Source organism: Fulvimonas soli (assembly GCF_003148905.1).
Taxonomy (GTDB): Bacteria; Pseudomonadota; Gammaproteobacteria; order Xanthomonadales; family Rhodanobacteraceae; genus Fulvimonas; species Fulvimonas soli.
Map to the genome: position 1 here is coordinate 262,032 of NZ_QGHC01000003.1, position 18,487 is coordinate 280,518.

At 73.3% G+C, this 18,487-nt stretch carries 19 protein-coding genes; 2 read left to right on the forward strand and 17 right to left on the reverse strand.

Annotation, left to right across the window (positions count from 1 at the left end; genetic code table 11):
* Positions 1-113: 113 nt before the first annotated feature.
* From C7456_RS05135 to C7456_RS05205, 16 genes are all read right to left on the reverse strand, one after another.
* Positions 114-1,031, reverse strand: coding sequence for a hypothetical protein (locus C7456_RS05135; protein ID WP_109722688.1), 918 nt, complete (start codon positions 1,029-1,031; stop codon positions 114-116).
* The gene (locus tag C7456_RS05140; protein ID WP_245889774.1) at positions 1,031-3,256 is read right to left on the reverse strand and encodes a M1 family metallopeptidase; all 2,226 of its coding nucleotides are present in this window, start codon (positions 3,254-3,256) and stop codon (positions 1,031-1,033) included. The genes C7456_RS05135 and C7456_RS05140 overlap by 1 nt, the downstream gene beginning before the upstream one ends.
* Positions 3,257-3,427: 171 nt before the next feature.
* A complete protein-coding gene (locus tag C7456_RS16800; protein ID WP_139942803.1) occupies positions 3,428-3,703 on the reverse strand; it encodes a hypothetical protein in 276 nt (91 codons plus the stop codon).
* Positions 3,628-3,969, reverse strand: coding sequence for a YciI family protein (locus tag C7456_RS05145; RefSeq protein ID WP_109722690.1), 342 nt, complete (start codon positions 3,967-3,969; stop codon positions 3,628-3,630). The genes C7456_RS16800 and C7456_RS05145 overlap by 76 nt, the downstream gene beginning before the upstream one ends.
* 200 nt (positions 3,970-4,169) lie before the next feature.
* A complete protein-coding gene (locus tag C7456_RS05150) occupies positions 4,170-5,813 on the reverse strand; it encodes a sulfite reductase subunit alpha (RefSeq protein ID WP_245889775.1) in 1,644 nt (547 codons plus the stop codon).
* Positions 5,810-6,736: an FAD:protein FMN transferase gene (locus C7456_RS05155; protein WP_109722794.1), complete on the reverse strand. Its 927-nt coding sequence runs from the start codon at positions 6,734-6,736 to the stop codon at positions 5,810-5,812. Before C7456_RS05155 ends, C7456_RS05150 begins: the two co-directional genes overlap by 4 nt.
* 59 nt (positions 6,737-6,795) lie before the next feature.
* Positions 6,796-7,608: a DUF4198 domain-containing protein gene (locus C7456_RS05160; protein WP_109722691.1), complete on the reverse strand. Its 813-nt coding sequence runs from the start codon at positions 7,606-7,608 to the stop codon at positions 6,796-6,798.
* A 68-nt stretch (positions 7,609-7,676) separates the two neighbouring features.
* A complete protein-coding gene (locus tag C7456_RS05165; RefSeq protein ID WP_109722692.1) occupies positions 7,677-8,192 on the reverse strand; it encodes a DUF2271 domain-containing protein in 516 nt (171 codons plus the stop codon).
* 14 nt (positions 8,193-8,206) lie between these two features.
* Complete coding sequence (locus tag C7456_RS05170) at positions 8,207-8,857, reverse strand: PepSY-associated TM helix domain-containing protein (protein ID WP_109722693.1); 651 nt, start codon at positions 8,855-8,857, stop codon at positions 8,207-8,209.
* A 446-nt stretch (positions 8,858-9,303) separates the two neighbouring features.
* Positions 9,304-9,618 (reverse strand): non-heme iron oxygenase ferredoxin subunit, encoded by a 315-nt coding sequence (locus C7456_RS05175; RefSeq protein ID WP_109722795.1) that lies wholly within the window; start codon positions 9,616-9,618, stop codon positions 9,304-9,306.
* Positions 9,619-9,620: 2 nt separating this feature from the next.
* Entirely contained in the window at positions 9,621-10,166 is a 546-nt protein-coding gene (locus tag C7456_RS05180; RefSeq protein WP_109722694.1) for a GNAT family N-acetyltransferase, read from the reverse strand.
* A 49-nt stretch (positions 10,167-10,215) separates the two neighbouring features.
* Complete coding sequence (locus tag C7456_RS05185; protein ID WP_109722695.1) at positions 10,216-11,460, reverse strand: cysteine desulfurase; 1,245 nt, start codon at positions 11,458-11,460, stop codon at positions 10,216-10,218.
* A 34-nt stretch (positions 11,461-11,494) separates the two neighbouring features.
* On the reverse strand, positions 11,495-12,802 hold the full coding sequence (sufD, locus tag C7456_RS05190) for a Fe-S cluster assembly protein SufD (RefSeq protein ID WP_109722696.1): 1,308 nt from the start codon (positions 12,800-12,802) through the stop codon (positions 11,495-11,497).
* Entirely contained in the window at positions 12,799-13,566 is a 768-nt protein-coding gene (sufC, locus tag C7456_RS05195) for a Fe-S cluster assembly ATPase SufC (RefSeq protein WP_109722697.1), read from the reverse strand. The genes sufD and sufC overlap by 4 nt, the downstream gene beginning before the upstream one ends.
* Positions 13,567-13,703: 137 nt before the next feature.
* Entirely contained in the window at positions 13,704-15,176 is a 1,473-nt protein-coding gene (sufB, locus tag C7456_RS05200) for a Fe-S cluster assembly protein SufB (protein WP_109722698.1), read from the reverse strand.
* A complete protein-coding gene (locus tag C7456_RS05205) occupies positions 15,173-15,628 on the reverse strand; it encodes an SUF system Fe-S cluster assembly regulator (protein ID WP_109722699.1) in 456 nt (151 codons plus the stop codon). Before C7456_RS05205 ends, sufB begins: the two co-directional genes overlap by 4 nt.
* Positions 15,629-15,864: 236 nt before the next feature.
* Between C7456_RS05205 and C7456_RS05210 the strand changes: the two genes are divergently transcribed.
* Positions 15,865-16,203 carry a P-II family nitrogen regulator gene (locus C7456_RS05210; protein WP_109722700.1) on the forward strand — a complete coding sequence of 113 codons (339 nt, stop codon included), beginning with the start codon at positions 15,865-15,867 and terminating at the stop codon, positions 16,201-16,203.
* Between the two features lie 31 nt (positions 16,204-16,234).
* The gene (locus C7456_RS05215; protein ID WP_425454618.1) at positions 16,235-17,542 is read left to right on the forward strand and encodes an ammonium transporter; all 1,308 of its coding nucleotides are present in this window, start codon (positions 16,235-16,237) and stop codon (positions 17,540-17,542) included.
* 46 nt (positions 17,543-17,588) lie between these two features.
* Here the strand turns inward: C7456_RS05215 and C7456_RS05220 are convergent, their stop codons facing one another.
* Positions 17,589-18,485, reverse strand: a complete 897-nt coding sequence (locus C7456_RS05220) for an AraC family transcriptional regulator (RefSeq protein ID WP_109722701.1) — start codon at positions 18,483-18,485, stop codon at positions 17,589-17,591.
* Positions 18,486-18,487: the final 2 nt, after the last annotated feature.

The window sequence follows — 18,487 nt, forward strand, 5'->3', positions numbered from 1 at the left end:
ACCGGCACCCACTCCCTCGCGCTTCCCTGCCCGCGCGCAGACGCCCCCGGCGCGAGGCACGGGAGCGCGCGAACAGGCTCCAAAAACGCGCCGGCCTTGCGCCGCCGGACGCCCTACAGCGCCGGCGGCAACCCGCCGCCCCGGCGCGAGGCGACCAGCGAGCGGCTCACCTCGGCCAGCGCGAACAGGCGCGCGATGCGTCCCCAGCCCACCGCCGCCACCGCCAGCTCGGTCAGCAGCAGCGCCAGCAGGAAGCCGCCCAGGCCCAGCGGCGGCGTGTTCACGCGACCGACGCCGAAGGCCATCGCCGCCGCGTAGGCCACCGCGCTGATCAGCAGGTAGCTCAGCAGCGTGCTCAGCGGCCGGCGCAGCAGCTGCGCGAAGCCGCGGCCCAGCGCGCGGGTCGCCGAGCGCAGCCCGGCGTCGGCGATGAAGGCGGCGCGCGCCGACTCCACCACCGCGTGCGCCAGCACGAACAGCACCGCGCTGCCCCACAGCGCCGCCCGCCGGGCGGCGTCGGCCTGGCTTTCCAGCACCGCCCGGTCGGCGTGCTTGTGCGCGACGCCGAACAGCACGCCGGCGACGCCCAGCGCCACCGCATACGGCAGCAGCGACCACAGCGCGAGGCGGAACATGCGGCCGTACTCGATCACGCCGCACTGGACCAGCTGGTTGAAGCCCAGCGTGCGGCCGGCGCGGCCGGCGGCCACCGCCATGCCGGCCAGGAACGGCGCCAGCAGCAGGGTCAGCAGCGTCGCCGCGAGGCCCGCGCCGTGCAGCCAGCCGCCGCCCTCGCCCATGCCGCGCATCAGGTCGCCGAAGGCCAGGCCGTCGAGCCGGCGCGCCCACGCGGCCGCGTGCACGGAATGGTCGAGCAGGCCGCCCAGCGCCTGCCACAGCGGCAGCGCCACGATCGCCGTGGGCAGCAGCAGGAACAGCAGCCACAGCAGCAGCAGGCGCCACTGCATGGCCATCAGCGGGGCGCGCAGCAGCGCGCCGGCATCCACCCGTCGAGCGTTGTTGTATGCCATCACAGGGTCACCAGGAAGGAGTAGAAGGCCTGCAGCAGCGAGGCGACGTCGTCGGTCCAGCGCCGTGCGGCGCTGCCGTCGGCCTCCAGCGTGCGGCTGTCGTTGAGCTTGTTGGCGTCGAGGTAGATTTTCCGCTCCGGGTCCAGCTCGGCCGACACCGCCTTGCTCGGCCTGGTGAACTCGAAGCGCGCCCAGCGGCGGTCGTCGTTCCAGCGCACGTCCTCGTGGCTGCCGTCGGCGAAGCTCACCCGCAGCAGCTGCGGCACCGGCGCGCCGTCGCGGAACACCGTCACCGTGCTGCGCCACGGGAACGGCCCCTCGCCCGGCTTGGCCTTCGGATGGGCCTTCTTCCAGTCCTCGCGCTGCTTGGCGATCTGCTTGGCGAGCGCGGCGCTGTCGCCATCGCCGCGCTTGCCGTCCTTCAGCTCGGTGCCGGCGGCCGGCAGCACCTCGGCGACGTCGAGGCTGGCGACGCGGTCGTCGATGCGCGCGGTGCCGTAGACGTACTGGTCGAACACCTGGTTGACGTCCCTGGCGTCGCCGGACACGTCGATCAGAGTCGCGCGCAGGTCGGCCACCGACGGATGGCGGAAGTGCCAGCGCCGGTAGTACTCCTTGAAGGCGCGCTCCAGCACGTCCTTGCCCAGGCGCTCCTCCAGGTCGTGCATCGCCGTGGCGGTGCGCGTGTACACCGTGCCGTAGCTGCTGCTGGAGAAGCGGTCCCAGGCGTTCTGGCCGAGCGGGTCGGCCGGCTGCTTCAGGTCCGCGCCCATGCGCTCCACCGCGAAGCCGCCGAGCGACGGGGTGAAGCCGATCGCCTTCAGGAACGACGTGCTGAACGCGATGTCCTGCTTGCGCTCGCGCAGCATGCGCTGGTCCCAGTACTCGTTGAGGCCCTCGTCCAGCATCGGCTCCTCGAACTCGTTGGAGGCGAGCAGCCCGTAGAAGTAGCCGTGGCCGAACTCGTGGATGGTGACGAAGTCGGACATGTACTGGGTGACCGTGCCCGGCTCGACCTTGTCGTAGCCCTCGGTGGTGTAGAAGGTCGGGTACTCCATGCCGCCGGCCTCGGCCGCGTTGAACGGCGGCACCACCACGGTGAGCGTGCGGTACGGGTACGGTCCCAGCGTGCCGGAGAAGTAGGTCAGCGAGTCGGTGCTGGCCTTGAGCTGCGACGGCGCGCTGCCGGCGTACTCCGGCGGATAGAGCACGCGCACCGCCACCTTCGGGCTGCCCGGCCCCTGCCAGCCGCCGTCCAGCGCCTGGTAGCCCTTGGCGGCCACCCAGGCGAAGTCGTGCACGTCGCCCTGCACGTAGCGGTAGGTGGTCTTGCCGCCGGCCTGCTGCGGCTGGCCCTGCAGCTCGCCCACCGCGCCCACGGTGTAGTCGCCGGGCACGGTGAGGCTGACGTCGAAGCTGCCGAAGTCGGCGTAGAACTCGCTGTTGAAGTGGAACTCGTGCACGTTCCAGCGCGGCGCGGTGGCGCCGCGCTCGCCGGCCAGTTCCAGCACGCCGATCTTCGGGAACCACTGCGCGACCAGGTTGAAGTCGCCCCACCAGCCGGTGCGCTCGACCACGCGCGGCAGCTGGCTGAGGAAGTCGATGTCCAGCGTCAGCGTGCCGCCGGCCGGCACCGGCCGGGCCAGGTCGATGCGCGCCACGGTCTGGTCGGTGGCCGGGCCGCCGTCGGGATGCACGAAGCTCCACTTCAGCGCGGCGTCGCCCTGCTTCACCGACTTCAGGTCGATCCAGCCCCACTCGCCCTTCTTCAGCGTGGCCGCGCCGCGCGAGCTGCCGTGCGCGGTGAGCACCTTGCGCTCGGTGAAGAAGGTGCTGCCCTCGTTCTGGAAGGCGTTGAGGTACAGGTGCAGGTAGACGCTGCCGACCGGGCGGTCGCTGCGGTTGCGCCAGGTGAGCTGCTCCTTGCCGCTGACCGCGTGCCTGGCCGCGTCCAGCTCGGCCGCGATGCGGTAGCCGACCACGCGGTCGGACAGCGTGGCCTCCTGGCCGGTGCGCTCGCCGCCCCAGGCTTCAGGCGCGCTTGGCACGGTCACCGCCGCCGCGGTGGGCGACGCGAAGGGAATGTCGGCCATGGCCGCCGCCGGCGCCGCGCTGGCGGCGGGCGCCGGCGCGGGCGGCGCGGTCTGCGCCAGAAGCGCGCACGGCCAGAAGGCCAGCGCCAGCCAGACGGAACCTCGTCCGCCGCGGATCATCGAAAGCCCCATCGTTCCCCCTCCAGGTGGCAAGCGGCCAGCGTGCGGCATGCGCGCGGGCGGCATAGGCCAGAAGTCACGATCGCCGGATCGGCATGCGATTGCGCCAGTCCCCGTGTCGTCCCGCCCGCGGCCACCGGCGCGACGGTCGCGCGCGTGCAGGCGCGCGGCCGCCGTGCCCCGTCATCGGCGCTCGCCCGCCCTTGCCGATGGTGCGGCACGCCCGGCCGTCGCCGGCAGCGCCAGCAGGTCGAGCGCCAGCAGCAGGTGCAGCGCGGCCGAAAGCAGCGGGCCGGCCCGCGCCGCCACCGTGTCGAGCGGCCAGCAGCGCGACAGCGGCTCATTGGCGGGATTCCAGCCCCGGTACAGGCCCAGCGCCGCTGTCAGGCAAGCGGGTCGGACCGGAACGCGCGGACCTCTTGCGGGCAGCGGCAGGCCGCCGCGATCCTCGCCGCCCATGCCAATGCCGCCTCCCGCGAGGGAACGTCGACGATGGTGAAGCCACCGCTGAGCCGCGCCGTCTCCGGGTATGCTCCCTCGACGGCCTTCCCGTCGACCGCCACCAGGACAGGCCCGGCGTCTTCGTCCAGCCCGCCAGAGAAGATGTACACGCCGGCCGCCCTGGCCTCCCGAATGACCGCATGGGCGGCGTCGGCCACGTCCTGGATCGCTCCTGCGGGAACGTCCATCGCGGCGCTCGGGAACGAGATCAGATAGCGCGTCATCCTGGGCCTCCCTTGCGAAGCGGCTTTGTTCATCGCGTCCAGGCCGCTTCCGCGCCCCTCCTACACCTTGATCGGCGGCGTGCGTCGCGGATGTCCGGCTGGCGTTCTCGCCAGCCGTGGCCGGCCGGGATGATAACCGGCCTTTCGTGTGGCGCCTTCGTGGAAGGCTTGGGAAATCGGACCCTGGCGTCGGCGACGGGTCAGTACACGTCGCGCCGGTAGCGCCCTTGCGCGCGCAGCCGCTCCACGGCTTCCGCGCCGAGCGCCTCGCGCAGCGCGGCGTCCACGCCCGGCGCCATGCCGTCCAGGCTGCCGCACACGCGGATCGCGGCGCCCGCGTCGATCCAGCGGCGCAGCTCGTCCGCGGCGCGCGCCAGCAGGTGCTGCACGTAGACGCGCCCGCCGCCGTCGCGCGACCACGCCAGGTCGAGCCGCTCGATGCGGCCCGCGCGCCGCCACGCCTCGATCTCCTCGTGGTAGTAGAAGTCGTGCGCCGCCTGCCGCTCGCCGAACAGCAGCCAGTGCCGCGCGGCGCCAGCGGCGATGCGCGCGCGCAGCAGCGCGCGCAGGCCCGCCATGCCGGTGCCGTTGCCGATCAGGATCAGCGGCACGTCGTTCGCCGGCGGGCGGAAATTGGGATTGGCGCGGATGCGCAGCGCGATCTCCGCGCCTGGCGGCGCGCCGGCGGTGAGCCAGCCGGAGCCCAGCCCCGGCGTGCCGTCCGCGCGCCGCATGCGGCGCACCAGCAGGTGCAGCGCGCCGTCGGCCGGCACCGAGGCGATCGAGTATTCGCGGTGCGGCAGCGGCTGCAGCCGCGCGGCGAGGGCCGCGGCGTCCAGGCCGCGCGCTTCCTCCGGCGGCGGCAGGTGGCTGCGCGCCAGCAGCTCGGCCAGCGGCACGCGGCACTCGCCGTCGTCCACCACCGCCCCGCCGTCCGCGCCGGCGGCCGCCAGCCACGCGGTGACGCTGGCCCCGTCGTGGCGCGGCCCCACTTCGGCGATGTCGCCGGCCTGCCACGCAAGCTCGCCGTCGAGCGGCTGCAGCGCGAGATGGAAGGCGGCGCCGCCGAGCGTGCCGGGGTTGAGCTGGCGCCGCTCCACCAGCCGCCAGCGGCGGTAGTCCGGCCGCCGCCAGTCCGGCAGCTCGCTGGCACCGCTGAGCAGGGCCAGGTGGTGCTGCCAGTGGCGCAGCGCGCCCGCGTCGCCGTTGTCGACCTCCACCGGATCGAACAGCGCCTGCGCGCCGCTGCGCTGCAGCCAGTCGTGCAGGCGGCGGCCGAAGCCGCAGAAGTCCGCGTAGTCGCGGTCGCCCAGCGCGAGCAGGCCGTAGCGCAGCCCGCCCAGCGCCGCCGGCGCGGACAGGCAGCGGCGCGCGAACCCGGCCGCGCCGTCGGGCGCGTCGCCCTCGCCGGTGGTGCTGGCCACGAACAGCACGCGCGGCAACGCCGCCAGCGCCGCCGCGTCCAGTTCGCCCAGCGCGGCGCCGCGCACCGGCACGCCGGCCGCCTGCAGGCTCTGCACGGTGCGGCGCGCGAGCTGCTCGGCGAAGCCGGTCTGGCTGGCGTAGGCCACCACGACGGCATCGCGCGCGCCGGCGTCCGCGCCGGCCAGCGCGGCGCGGTCCGCGCGCGCCGCGCGCCGCCGCGTCCGCCAGGTGACGCCGACGAAGACCAGCCACGCCAGCAGCGCCGCCGCCGCCCACGCCCAGCGGACGCGGCCGGGGTCGTGCCAGGCCATGCCGCGCACGTGCAGCGCCAGCAGCCACAGCGCCAGCGCGCCGAGCAGGGCCAGCAGCAGGGCCTGGCCCAGCGCCGCGCGCGGCAGGCTGCCCGCGGGACGGCTCACGCCGCCAGCGCCGCCGCGAAAGCGGGCGTCATGCGCTCCTCGAAGCCGTGCGCGCCGCGCAGGATGAACAGCGCGGCCAGCCCGCGCGCCTGCGCGTAGGCCAGGCCGCGCTCGGCGCCCAGCACGGTGAGCGCGGTGCCGAGCGGATCGGCGTGCATCGCCTCGTCGGCCAGCACGCTCACCGAGGCCACGGCGGTCGGCACCGGCAGGCCGGTGCGCGGGTCGATGTGGTGCGAGACGCGCGTGCCGCCGACCGTGTAGTGGCGGCGGTAGTCGCCGGAGGTGGCGACGGCGCGGCCGTCCAGCGCGATCACGTGGCCGAACCGTTCCGCCTCGTGCGGCCCGCCCGCGGGCGGGCGCTCGATGCCGACGCGCCACGGCGTGCCGTCGGGCTTGCGGCCGCGTCCCTTGAACTCGCCGCCCACCTCCACCAGCCAGGCGCGGATGCCGGCCGCGTCCAGCCACTGGCCCACGCGGTCCACCGCGTAGCCCTTGGCCACCGAGGACAGGTCCACGCAGGCGCCGCCCGGCTGCCAGGCGCGCCGCTGCGCCGGGTCCAGGCGGATGCGTTGCCAGCCGACGCGGCGGCGCGCCGCCTCGACGGCCTCGCGCGCGGGCGGCTGCGCGCCGCGCGCGTCCGGGCCGAAGCCCCACAGGTTCACCAGCGGCCCCACCGTGGGGTCGTAGGCGCCATCGGTGTCCTCCGCCACGCGCAGCGCATGCGCCATCACCCGGAAGCATGCCTCCGGCAATGCGTGCCAGCTGCCGGCGGGCGCGGCGTTGAAGCGCGACAGCGCCGAGTGCGGCTTGTAGGTGCTCATCTGCGCGTCGACCGCGTCGAGCTGGTCCTGCACGCCGCGCCGCAGCGGCTCCGGCGCCGTCCCGGCCGGCGCGACCAGGCGCACCGACCAGGTGGTGCCCATCGTCTCGCCCGCCAGGGCGTGCAGCGCCGGCGCGGCCGCGGGATCGGCGGCGCCGGGCGTCACTGCGGCAGCACTTCCAGCACGGCGGTGTAGGACAGCCGCCGCTGCCTGGCCTGCTTCACGCTGGTCTTGCCGTCCTGCGTGCTGGCGTTGACCCAGTACATGCCGGCGTGCGGCCAGGTGAGGGTGAAGCGGCCGTCCTTGCCGGTGGTGGCCTCGATCTCCTCCTGCGCGTTGCGGTAGCGCGTTCCGCCGGCGATGGCAGTGACCTTCAGGTCCGGCGCCGGCTTGCCGTCCAGCAGCAGCTGGAAGGTGGCGCCCTCGCCCGCCACCAGGTCGGTGACGTGGGTGACCGGCACCAGCTCCAGGCCCTTGCCGCCGGGCTTGAGCGCGCCGTCGCTGGGCTTGCCGTTGGTGACGAAGGTCTCCACGCGGTTGCTCGCCTCGCTCACCTGCACGTGCTGCGCGCCCGCCGGGATCGCCTTGTCCAGCTCGGCCGCCTCGCCGCGCCAGCGCTTCTTCTCGCCGCCCAGCTCGTAGCCGGCGAACACGCCCTGGTTGACCAGCGCGATCCTGTAGGTGCCCTGCTGCTGGAGGTGCACGTCGAACACGCTGCGGTACTTGCCGGTGGCGGCGTTCTCCGGCGCCACCGTGCTGCCGTCCGGCGCGGTGATGACCAGCCGCGACAGGTCGCCGGGCACGTGGTCGGGGAAGAACAGGTCGTTGGACACCGCCGCGTCCACCGTCACCCACGGATCGGCGCCGGACACGTTGGTGGCCGACGGCACCATCCACATCTTGTGCGCCTGCGCGGCGAGCGGCAGGGCGAGCGCAAGGGCGAGGACGGTCCACTTCGACGAAAGCTTGGGCATGGCAATCTCCTGGAGGCGAGGGCGGCGCCTGCGCGCGCGCCGGAACAACGGACGGAAATGGGAACGCTTCAGGGCGCGAGGTCGAGCTTCACCTCGCCCAGCTCGCTGCCGCCCTTGGCGCCGAGGTGCTGCGGCGCGGCGGCCGGCCACTGGAACGGCACGCGCACCACCTCGCGGCCGCCCACCTCGCGCGCGGCCTCCACCACCAGCGTGTACTTGCCTGGCGCGAGCTGGCCGAGCGGCGCCTTGCCCTGCTCGAAGGCCAGCTTCTGCTCGCCCACCGGTCGGGTGGCGCCGGAGACGCCGTCCACCGGCATCTGCAGCTCGCGCCCGCCGCGCCGCCACCACTGGCGCAGTTCCGGCAGCCACTTGGTGCCGGCGCCTTCCTTGCTCTCCTTCTGCGCGTACCACACGGCGAGCTGAGCGGCGACGCTGTGGTCCTCGCGCTCGATCCACGCGGCCAGGTACGGGCGGTGGTACTCGGCCACGTCCAGCCGCGGGATCTGCACGGTCACGTCGAGGTCGGCCGCCGCCACCGGCGCGGCGAGCAGCAGGGCGGGCATGGTGAACAACAGGCGACGCATGGGCGCTTCCTCTCTCAATGGATGAAGATCAGGGCCAGCAGCAGCGGCAGCACCAGCCCGAACGCGACCAGCGGCCAGGTGGCGCCGCGCTGGGCGGCGTGCATTTTCAGCAGCAGCAGGCCGGTGACGGAGAAGACCACGCAGGCCAGCGCGAAGATGTCGATGAACCAGCCCCACACCGGGCCCGCGTTGCGGCCCTTGTGCAGGTCGTTGAGGTAGGAGATCCAGCCGCGCGTGGTGCGCTCGTACTCCACCTCGCCGCTCCCGCGGTCGATGCTCAGCCAGGCGTCGCCGCCGGGGCGCGGCAGCGACAGGTACACCTCGTCGGCCGACCAGTCGGCGCCGCGGCCGTCCACGCCGACGCCCAGCGCGCCGCCGATCCAGCCGGCCACCGGCGCGGGCAGCGGCGCGCCCTTGCGCTCGTCCTCGCCGGCCAGCAGGCGCCGCAGCGGCGCGGGCAGTTGCGCCTGGCGGTGCAGCGTCTGCGGCCTGGCCTCGATCTGCGCCGCGTGGTTGAGCGTTATGCCGGTCAGCGCGAACAGCAGCATGCCGACCAGGCACAGCGCGGAGCTGATCCAGTGCCAGCGGTGCAGCTGCTTGAGCCAGAACGCGCGGCCCGCCTGCCCGTCCTGGACGCGCCCGCGCGCCGCCTGTTTCTCGCCCATGCCTCGCCGTGCCCGTGGTCGTCGTCCGGCGGCCGCCACGCGGCCCCTGTCACCCGCGTCCGCCGGCGGCCGGCACGCCACCGGCGGCCGGATCGCGCGGATGCACAAACGGCCGCCATAGTGCCAAAAATGAGAATCAATCGCAATTCATCGCCGCATGGCGAATCGTCGCCCGGCCCCGCAAACCGTCCCTGCACCCAGCATCGGGACATGGCCTCGACGGGCATGGCAGCGAGGCTGTGGCGGCCTCGCGTCTTGTCGATCGCGGCCGGAGGCCGCTCCCACCAAGCTTGCGAGGCCCCCGTGGGAGCGGCCTCCGGCCGCGATGCCGGGACTGTCGCGTCGCGCCGGCCATGCCGCTTCGCCGTGGACCGACGTCCATGCCTTTTTCCCGGCCCGCGCGCAGACGGCTCCCGGCACGGAGTCGGGAGATCGTGAACAGGCTCTCAGCGGTCGTCGCGGGTCCAGATGAAGCCGTCGGCCTCGCGCACCGGGAAGCTGGCGATCGGCTCGTAGGCCGGCGGGCGGGTCACCGCGCCGGTGCGCAGGTCGAAGCGCGCGCCGTGGCGCGGGCACTCCACCTCGAAGCCGTGCACCTCGCCGCCGGCGAGGTCGCCGCCGTCGTGGGTGCACACGTCCTCCACCGCGTAGAGGTCGCCGTCGATGTTGTACACCGCGATCGGCGTGCCGCCGTCGTAGACCACGCGGAACTCGCCGGGCAGCAGCTCGCTGCGCGTGCCGACCTTGATCCAGCCGTCCAGGCTCACGCGGGCACCCCGGCGAGCTCCTTCGCCAGCACCTCGAAGCGCAGGTCGTCGCGGCGCGGGATGCCGAAGCGCTCGTCGCCGTAGGGGAACGGCTTGAACACGCCGGTGCGCCGGTAGCCGCGGCGGCCGTACCAGGCGATCAGCTCCTCGCGCTGCACGATCACCGTCATCTCCATCGCGCGGCAGCCCCACTCCTCGCGCGCGATGCGCTCGGCCTCGGCCAGCACCCGCTTGCCCACGCCGCCGTTCTGCTGCGCGGGGTCCACCGCGAACATGCCGAAATAGCCCACCTCGCCCTGCCGCTCGACGTGGCAGCTGGCGAGCAGGCGGCCGTCGCGCTCGGCCAGCAGGATGCGGCCGTGCGGCTGCGCGATGATCTGCGCCACGCCGGCGGCGTCGGTGCGTCGGCCGTCGAGCAGGTCCGATTCGGTGGTCCAGCCGCGCCGGCCGGAATCGCCGCGGTAGGCCGATTCCACCAGCGCCACCACGGCGGCGACGTCGGCGGGACCGGCGGTGCGGAAAGCGAGGTTCGTGGTCGTCATCGCGCCATGATAATGCGGCGCGCGGCGCCTGTGCCCGCCGCCGCGCGGCTCACATCAGCAGCCTGCGCACCTTGAGCAGCGCGGTGACGAAGGCGTCGACCTCCTCCAGCGTGTTGTAGAACGCCAGCGAGGCGCGCAGCGTGGCCGGCACGCCGTAGAACTGCATCAGCGGATGCGCGCAGTGGTGGCCCGAGCGCACCGCCACGCCCTCCAGGTCGAGCAGGGTGGCCAGGTCGGTGGCCTGCGCGCCCTCGACCAGGAAGGAGATCACCGGCTCCTTCTCCTTCGCCTCGCCGAACAGGCGCAGGCCCGGGACCTCGCGCAGGCGCGCGGTGGCGTAGGCCAGCAGCTGCTGCTCCCAGGCGTGCACCGCCTCGAAGCCGAGCGAGGCGTAGTAGTCGATCGCCGCGCCCACGCCGGCGAAGCCGGCGATGTTCGGCGTGCCGGCCTCGAAGCGGTGCGGCGGGTCGGCGAAGGTGGTGCCGGAGAACTTCACCTCGCGGATCATCTCGCCGCCGCCGAAGAACGGCGGCATCGCCTCCAGGTGCTCGCGCCGCGCCCACAGCGCGCCGGTGCCGGTGGGCGCGAGCATCTTGTGCCCGGTGAAGGCGTAGAAGTCGCAGCCCAGCGCCTGCACGTCCACCGGCCGGTGCGGCACCGCCTGCGAGCCGTCCACCAGCAGCGGGATGCCGCGCCTGCGGCACTCGCGCGCCAGCTCGCGCACCGGGTTGACCGTGCCCAGCACGTTGGAGACGTGCGTGACGCAGGCCAGCTTCACCTCCGGCGTGAGCATCTCGACGTACTTCTCGACGATCAGCTCGCCGCGCGCGTCGATCGGCGCCGCCTTCACCGTGGCGCCCGCGCGCGCGGCGACCAGCTGCCACGGCACGATGTTGGCATGGTGCTCCATCACCGTGGTGAGGATCGCGTCGCCCGGCCGCAGCCTCGGCAGCGCGTAGCTGTAGGCCACCAGGTTGATCGACTGCGTGGTGCCGGAGGTGAGCACCACCTCGCCGCGGGATGCCGCGTTGACCAGGCCGGCCAGCCGGTCGCGCGCATTCTCGTAGGCGGCGGTGGCCTCCTCGCCGAGCAGGTGCACCGCGCGCGACACGTTGGCGTTGTGCCGGCGGTAGTGCTCGTCCACCGCGTCGATCACCGTCTGCGGCTTCTGGCTGGTGTTGGCGTTGTCGAAATAGATCAGCGGCTTGCCGTGCACGCTGCGCGCGAGCAGCGGGAAGTCCGCGCGCACGCGCTGCACGTCGAAGACGGTGGACGGCCGGGTCTGTGCGTTCATCGTGGAGGTTCCGGTGGAAGCCATCGCGGCGGGTTCAGGCCGCCCCGCCCGGCAGCCGCGCGGCCAGCAGCGCCGCCAGGTGCTCGCGCAGCGCGGGCAGGTCCAGGTCCGCCAGCACCGCCTCGCAGAACGCGACGGTGAGCATGGCGCGCGCTTGCGCTTGCGGGATGCCGCGCGAGCGCAGGTAGAACAGCGCGCGCTCGTCGAGCTGGCCGACGGTGGCGCCGTGCGCGGCCTTCACCTCGTCGGCGTAGATCTCCAGCTCCGGCTTGGTGTCGATCTCGGCCTGCGCGGAGAGCAGCAGGTTCTTGTTGCTCAGGGCGGCGTCGCTGCCGTCGGCGCCCGGCGCCACCACGATGGCGCCGCGGAACACGCCGCGCGCGCGCTGGTCGGCCACGCCGCGCCATACCGAGTCCGACGCCGTGCCGCGCGCCTGGTGGCGGATCGCCATCTGCGTATCGGCGTGCTGGCGGCCGCGCAGGGCGAACACGCCGCGCGTGTCCAGCCGCGCGCCGTCGCCGGCCAGCAGCGCGCGCAGGTCGTGGCGCACCAGCGAACCGCCCAGCTCCAGCACGTGCAGGCGCGCCGCCGCCCGCGCGCCGAGCTGCAGGCCGGTATGGCGCACCAGCGTGGCGCCCTCGGCGGCGTCCTGCACGGTCAGCTGGCGCAGCCGCGCGCCGTCGCGCAGCACGAAGTCGGCGGCCAGCGTGGCGAAGTGCGCCTGCGCGCCGCTCGCCAGGTGGTGCTCCACCAGCGTCAGCGCGGCGCCCTCGCCCAGCTCGACCACGTTGCGGACGTGCCAGGCCACGTCGCCCTCGGCCGGCGCGCCGACGAACACCAGGTGCACCGGCTGCGCCGGGGCCGCGCCCGGCGCCACGCGCAGCACCGCGCCGTCGGCGGCCAGCGCGGCGTTGAGCCGGGCGAAGGCGTCGCCGTCCTCGCGGTAGCGGCGCGCCAGCGCGAAGCGCAGCGGCTCGGCCTCCGTGCGCAGCGCCCGCGCCAGCGGCTGCAGGCTCACGCCCGCGGGCAGCGCGTCGGCCCGCGACAGGTCGGCGCGGTAGACGCCGTTGACGAACACCAGCCGCGGCCCCGCCACGCCCGGCAGCGCCAGCGCGGCGGGATCGACCGCGCGCGCCTGCGCGTCGCCCGCGGCGTAGCTGCGCTGCGCCAGCGCGCGCAGCGCGGTGTACTTCCACGCCTCCGTCCGCGCGTCGGGCAGGCCGGCGGCGACGAAGGCGTCCAGGTTCTCCCGCCGCGCGGCGTCCAGCCAGGCGACGCCGCTCTGCGGCAGCGCCGCGGCCAGCTGCGAGGCCACGAACGGCGACGGCGACGGCTGGCTCATGCGCCCGCTCCGGCCGGCTCGCCGTGCTCGGCGACCCAGGCGTAGCCGTGCGCCTCCAGCTTCAGCGCCAGGCTCTTGTCGCCGCTCTCCACGATGCGCCCGTCGGCCAGCACGTGCACGAAGTCGGGCACGATGTAGTCGAGCAGGCGCTGGTAGTGCGTGACCACCAGGAACGAGCGCTCCGGCGAGCGCAGCGCGTTGACGCCCTCGGCCACCTGCTTGAGCGCGTCGATGTCCAGGCCCGAGTCGGTCTCGTCGAGGATGGCGAGCTTCGGCTCCAGCACCGCCATCTGGAAGATCTCGTTGCGCTTCTTCTCGCCGCCGGAGAAGCCCTCGTTCACCGCGCGGTGCAGCAGCTCGTCGGAGATGCGCATGACCTTGAGCTTCTCGCGCACCAGCTTGAGGAACTGCATGGAATCCAGCTCCGGCTCGCCGCGCGCCTTGCGCTGCGCGTTCAGCGCGGCGCGCAGGAAGTAGGTGTTGTTCACGCCGGGGATCTCGACCGGGTACTGGAAGGCGAGGAACACGCCGGCGGCGGCGCGCTCCTCCGGCTCCAGCGCCAGCAGGTCCACGCCGTCGAAGGTGACCGAGCCGGCCGTCACCTCGTAGCCCTCGCGCCCGGCCAGCACGTTGCCCAGGGTGGACTTGCCGGCGCCGTTGGGGCCCATGATGGCGTGCACCTCGCCCGCGTTCACGGCGAGCGTGAGGCCCTTGAGGATGTCCTTGCCCTCGACGCGGGCGTGCAGGTTTTCGATCTTCAGCATGTTCGTTCCTGATCTTGAGCCCCGCTCCCCGCGGGAGAGGGGTCGGGGCGGGGGTTCGGCTGGAACGGAACGCCTCGCTCCGCTCGTACCCTCATCCGCCCTCCGGGCACCTTCTCCCGGAGGGAGAAGGAGAAAGCTCAACCGACGGCACCTTCCAGCGAGATTTCCAGCAGCTTCTTCGCCTCCACCGCGAACTCCATCGGCAGCTCGCGGAACACCTGCTTGCAGAAGCCGTCGACGATCATCGACACCGCGTCCTCCTCGCCGATGCCGCGGCTGCGGCAGTAGAACAGCTGGTCGTCGGAGATCTTCGAGGTGGTGGCCTCGTGCTCGACGATGGCGCTGGGGTTCTTCACCTCCATGTACGGGAAGGTGTGCGCGCCGCACTGCTTGCCGATCAGCAGGCTGTCGCACTGCGTGTAGTTGCGCGCGCCCTCGGCGCCCTTCTCCACCTTCACCAGGCCGCGGTAGCTGTTGCTGCTGCGGCCGGCGCTGATGCCCTTGGAGACGATCTTGGACTTGGTGCCCTTGCCCAGGTGGATCATCTTGGTGCCGGTGTCGGCCTGCTGGCGGTGGTGGGTCAGCGCCACCGAGTAGAACTCGCCCACCGAACGGTCGCCGCGCAGCACGCAGCTCGGGTACTTCCAGGTGATCGCGGAGCCGGTCTCCACCTGCGTCCAGGAGATCTTCGAGTCGTCGCCGCGGCAGTCGCCGCGCTTGGTCACGAAGTTGTAGATGCCGCCGCGGCCTTCCTCGTCGCCGGGGTACCAGTTCTGCACGGTGGAATACTTGATCTGCGCCTTCTCCAGCGCCACCAGCTCCACCACCGCCGCGTGCAGCTGGTTCTCGTCGCGCATCGGCGCGGTGCAGCCTTCCAGGTAGGACACGTAGGCGCCCTCCTCCGCGACGATCAGCGTGCGCTCGAACTGGCCGGTGTGGCCGGCGTTGATGCGGAAGTAGGTGGACAGCTCCATCGGGCAGCGCACGCCCCTGGGGATGAACACGAACGAGCCGTCGGAGAACACCGCCGAGTTGAGCGCGGCGAAGTAGTTGTCGCCCGGCGGCACCACGCTGCCCAGGTACTGGCGCACCAGCTCGGGATACTCGCGGATCGCCTCGCTCATCGAGCAGAAGATCACGCCGGCGTCGGCCAGCTCCTTGCGGAAGGTGGTGCCCACCGAGACCGAGTCGAACACCGCGTCCACCGCCACGCCCGCGAGCCTGGCGCGCTCGTGCAGCGGCACGCCGAGCTTGTCGTAGGTCTCCAGCAGCTTGGGGTCGACCTCCTCCAGCGACTTCGGCCGGTTCTTCGGCGAGGCGTAGTAGCTGATCGCCTGGAAGTCGATCGGCCCGATGTCGAGCTTGGCCCAGTGCGGCGCCGGCATGGTCAGCCAGTGGCGGTAGGCCGCCAGGCGCCACTCGGTCATCCACGCCGGCTCGCCCTTGCGCGCGGAGAGCTGGCGGATGACGTCCTCGCTCAGCCCGGGCGGCAGGCTGTCGGTCTCGATGTCGGTGACGAAGCCGGCCGCGTAGCGGCGGCCGAGCGCCTCGGCGACCTCGGCGTTGCCGCGCAGCGCGGTGGCGGTGCTGTCGCCGTTGTCGGGGATCATGGTGCGGTCCTGCCTTTGAGTTCGGAGAGCGCGACGGTGGCGACCGTGGCCGGCGGCTGCAGCATGTCGGCCAGGCTCATCGCGCGCAGCGCGCGGTCGAGCGCGAGGTTGATGCGCTGCCAGCCGCCGCGCACGGAGCAGCCGGCCTCGCGGTCGCACTGGCCCACGGCCAGGCTGCATTCGGTCATGCCCAGCGGGCCTTCCATCGCCTCGACGATCTCCGCCACGCTGATCTGCCGGGCCGGCCGGGCCAGCCGGTAGCCGCCGTTGACGCCGCGGAACGACTCCACCAGCCCGGCGTGGCTGAGCGACTTCAGCAGCTTGCTGACGGTGGGCAGCTCCAGCCGGGTCTCCTCGGCGATCTGCGCCGTGCTCAGCACCGCGTCCGGATGGCCGGCGATGCAGGTCATCACCACGGTGGCGTAATCGACGAGGCGGCTGACGCGGAGCATGGGGAGCGGTCCAAATCCAGACCAAAATGGTACTGATTAGGGCGCTGCCGGTCAAATGTGCCTCCGGTCGGACCGCCCCGTTGCACCAAGTGCGGGCAAGCGCCGCACCACGGCAATGCCGCGCCGCACCGCCCCGCGTCCGGGCGGGCGCGCAAACGCCGCTCCGGCAGGCTTTCCGCGCGCATGGCACGCCTCATGCTGTACCGCAGCATCCACAGCGCAAGGGGAGGCCGTGCATGAAATGGATCACCGCCGTGATCAAGCCGTTCAAGCTCGACGAGGTGCGCGAGGCGCTGGCCGAGGCCGGCGTGCAGGGCATGACGGTCACCGAGGTCAAGGGCTTCGGCCGCCAGCACGGGCACACCGAGCTGTACCGCGGCGCCGAGTACGTGGTGGATTTTCTGCCCAAGCTGAAGATCGAGCTCGCCGTCACCGACGAGCAGGTCGAGCAGGCGGTGGAGGCGATCGGCAACGCCGCGCGCACCGGCAAGGTGGGCGACGGCAAGATCTTCGTCGCGGCGCTGGAGCAGGTGGTCCGCATCCGCACGCAGGAGGTCGATGCCGATGCGCTCTGAGAAGCGGGGAACGGGCAGAGTCCGCGGGCCGGTGCGCGTCGCCTTGCTCCATGGCCTGCTGGCGCTCGCCGCGCCGGTGCAGGCGCAGGGGGCGCCCACGCTCAACGGCGGCGACACCGCCTGGATGCTCACCGCCACCATGCTGGTGCTGCTGATGACCATCCCCGGCCTGGCGCTGTTCTACGGCGGCATGGTGCGCGCGAAGAACCTGCTGTCGGTGCTGATGCAGTGCTTCGCCATCACCGCGCTGGTGAGCGTGCTGTGGCTGCTGTACGGCTATTCGCTGGCCTTCAGCACCGCGGGCATGCAGGCCGGCGCGGTGAACCTGCATTCCATCGTCGGCGCGCTCGACCGCGCGCTGCTCGCCGGGCTGAAGCCGGACTCGCTCTACAACACGGTGCCCGAGAGCGTGTTCGTGATGTTCCAGCTCACCTTCGCGATCATCACGCCGGCGCTGATCGTGGGCGCCTTCGCCGAGCGCATGAAGTTCAGCGCGCTGCTGTGGTTCAGCGGCCTGTGGCTGACCGTGGTGTACCTGCCGATGGCGCACATGGTGTGGAGCGGCCCCGGCTCGCTGCTCGGCGACCTGGGCGTGCTGGACTTCGCCGGCGGCACCGTGGTGCACATCAACGCCGGCATCGCCGGCCTGGTCGCCTGCCTGGTGATCGGCAAGCGCAGGGGCTATCCCGCCACGCCGATGCCGCCGCACAACCTGGGCTACACCGTGGTGGGCGGCAGCCTGCTGTGGCTGGGCTGGTTCGGCTTCAACGCCGGCTCGGCGGTGGCCGCCAACGGCAGCGCCGGCATGGCGATGCTGGTCACGCAGATCGCCACCGCGGGCGCCGCGCTGGGCTGGATGGCGGTCGAGTGGGCGCTGCACGGCCGGCCCAGCGTGCTGGGCATCGTCTCCGGCGCGGTGGCGGGCCTGGTCGCGGTGACCCCGGCCGCCGGCACCGCCGGCCCCGGCGGCGCGCTGCTGCTGGGCATCGCCGCGGGCGTGGCGTGCTTCTTCACCGCGACCCGGCTCAAGCGCCGGCTGGGCTACGACGATTCGCTGGACGTGTTCGGCGTGCACGCGGTGGCCGGCATCCTCGGCGGCCTGCTCACCGGCCCGCTGGCCTCGCCCGCGCTGGGCGGCTTCGACGCGGCGGTGGCCTCGCCGCTGGCGCAGCTGTGGGTCCAGGCCAAGGGCGTGGGCTTCACCATCGCGTGGAGCGCGGTGCTGAGCCTGGTGCTGCTCAAGCTGGTCGACTGGACCGTCGGCCTGCGCGTGAGCGAGGAGCAGGAGCAGGTCGGCCTCGACCTCTCGCTGCACGAGGAGCGCGGCTACAACCTGTGACGGGCGCGGCGGCGTCCCGCCGCGGGACGCCGCCGGCGACGCCTCCTCAGGCCGGCATGGCCGGCGCGCGCGCGCAGGCCACGTCGCGCCGCGGCGGCGCGCCGAACATGCGCGCGTATTCGCGGCTGAACTGCGAGGCGCTCTCGTAGCCCACCCGGTAGGCCGCGGCGGCCGCGTTGGCCTGGCCCGCCAGCATCAGCCGCCGCGCCTCGAGCAGGCGCAGCTGCTTCTGGTATTGCAGCGGCGTCATCGAGGTCAGCGTCTTGAAGTGCTGGTGGAACGAGGAAGGGCTCATGTTCGCCGCGGCGGCGAGCTGCCCGATGCGCACCGGCCGCGCGATGTCCTCGCGCAGCAGGCGGATCGCCTCGGCGATGCGCTGGGTGGGGCCGCTGGCCAGCGCGATCTTGCACACCTCGCCCGCGTGGGGGCCGGCGAGCAGCCAGTAGCCGATCTCGCGCATGAGGCCGGGGTAGAGCACCGGCACCGCCTCCGGCGTGTCCAGCAGCCTGAGCAGGCGCAGCACGCAGTCGGCCAGCGCCTCGCCGAGCCCGCCGACGAACAGGCCCAGCCGGCCGGGGCCGGGTCGCGGCGGCGGATCGAGCTGCGCCATCACCTCGCGCAGGATGCCCACGTCGAGGTCCAGGTTGAGGCCGAGGAAGGGCCGCTGCGCGCTGGCCCGGGTCACCTTGCCGAGCACGGGCAGCTCGACGCTCACCACCAGCGCCTGCCCTTCCGTGTAGTCGAACGCCGCCTCGCCCAGCAGCACCTGCTTGGCGCCCTGCACGACCACGCACAGCGCCGGCCGGTAGACGCGCGCGGTGGGCAGCGCCTCGCCGCTGGCGCGCATCAGGTACAGGCCGTCGACGGCGGTGGCGTAGGCGCCGTCGGCGCCGCCGCGGGCGTCCGTGTAGCGGACCAGGGCCTCTTTCAGGGCTTGGGTCATGG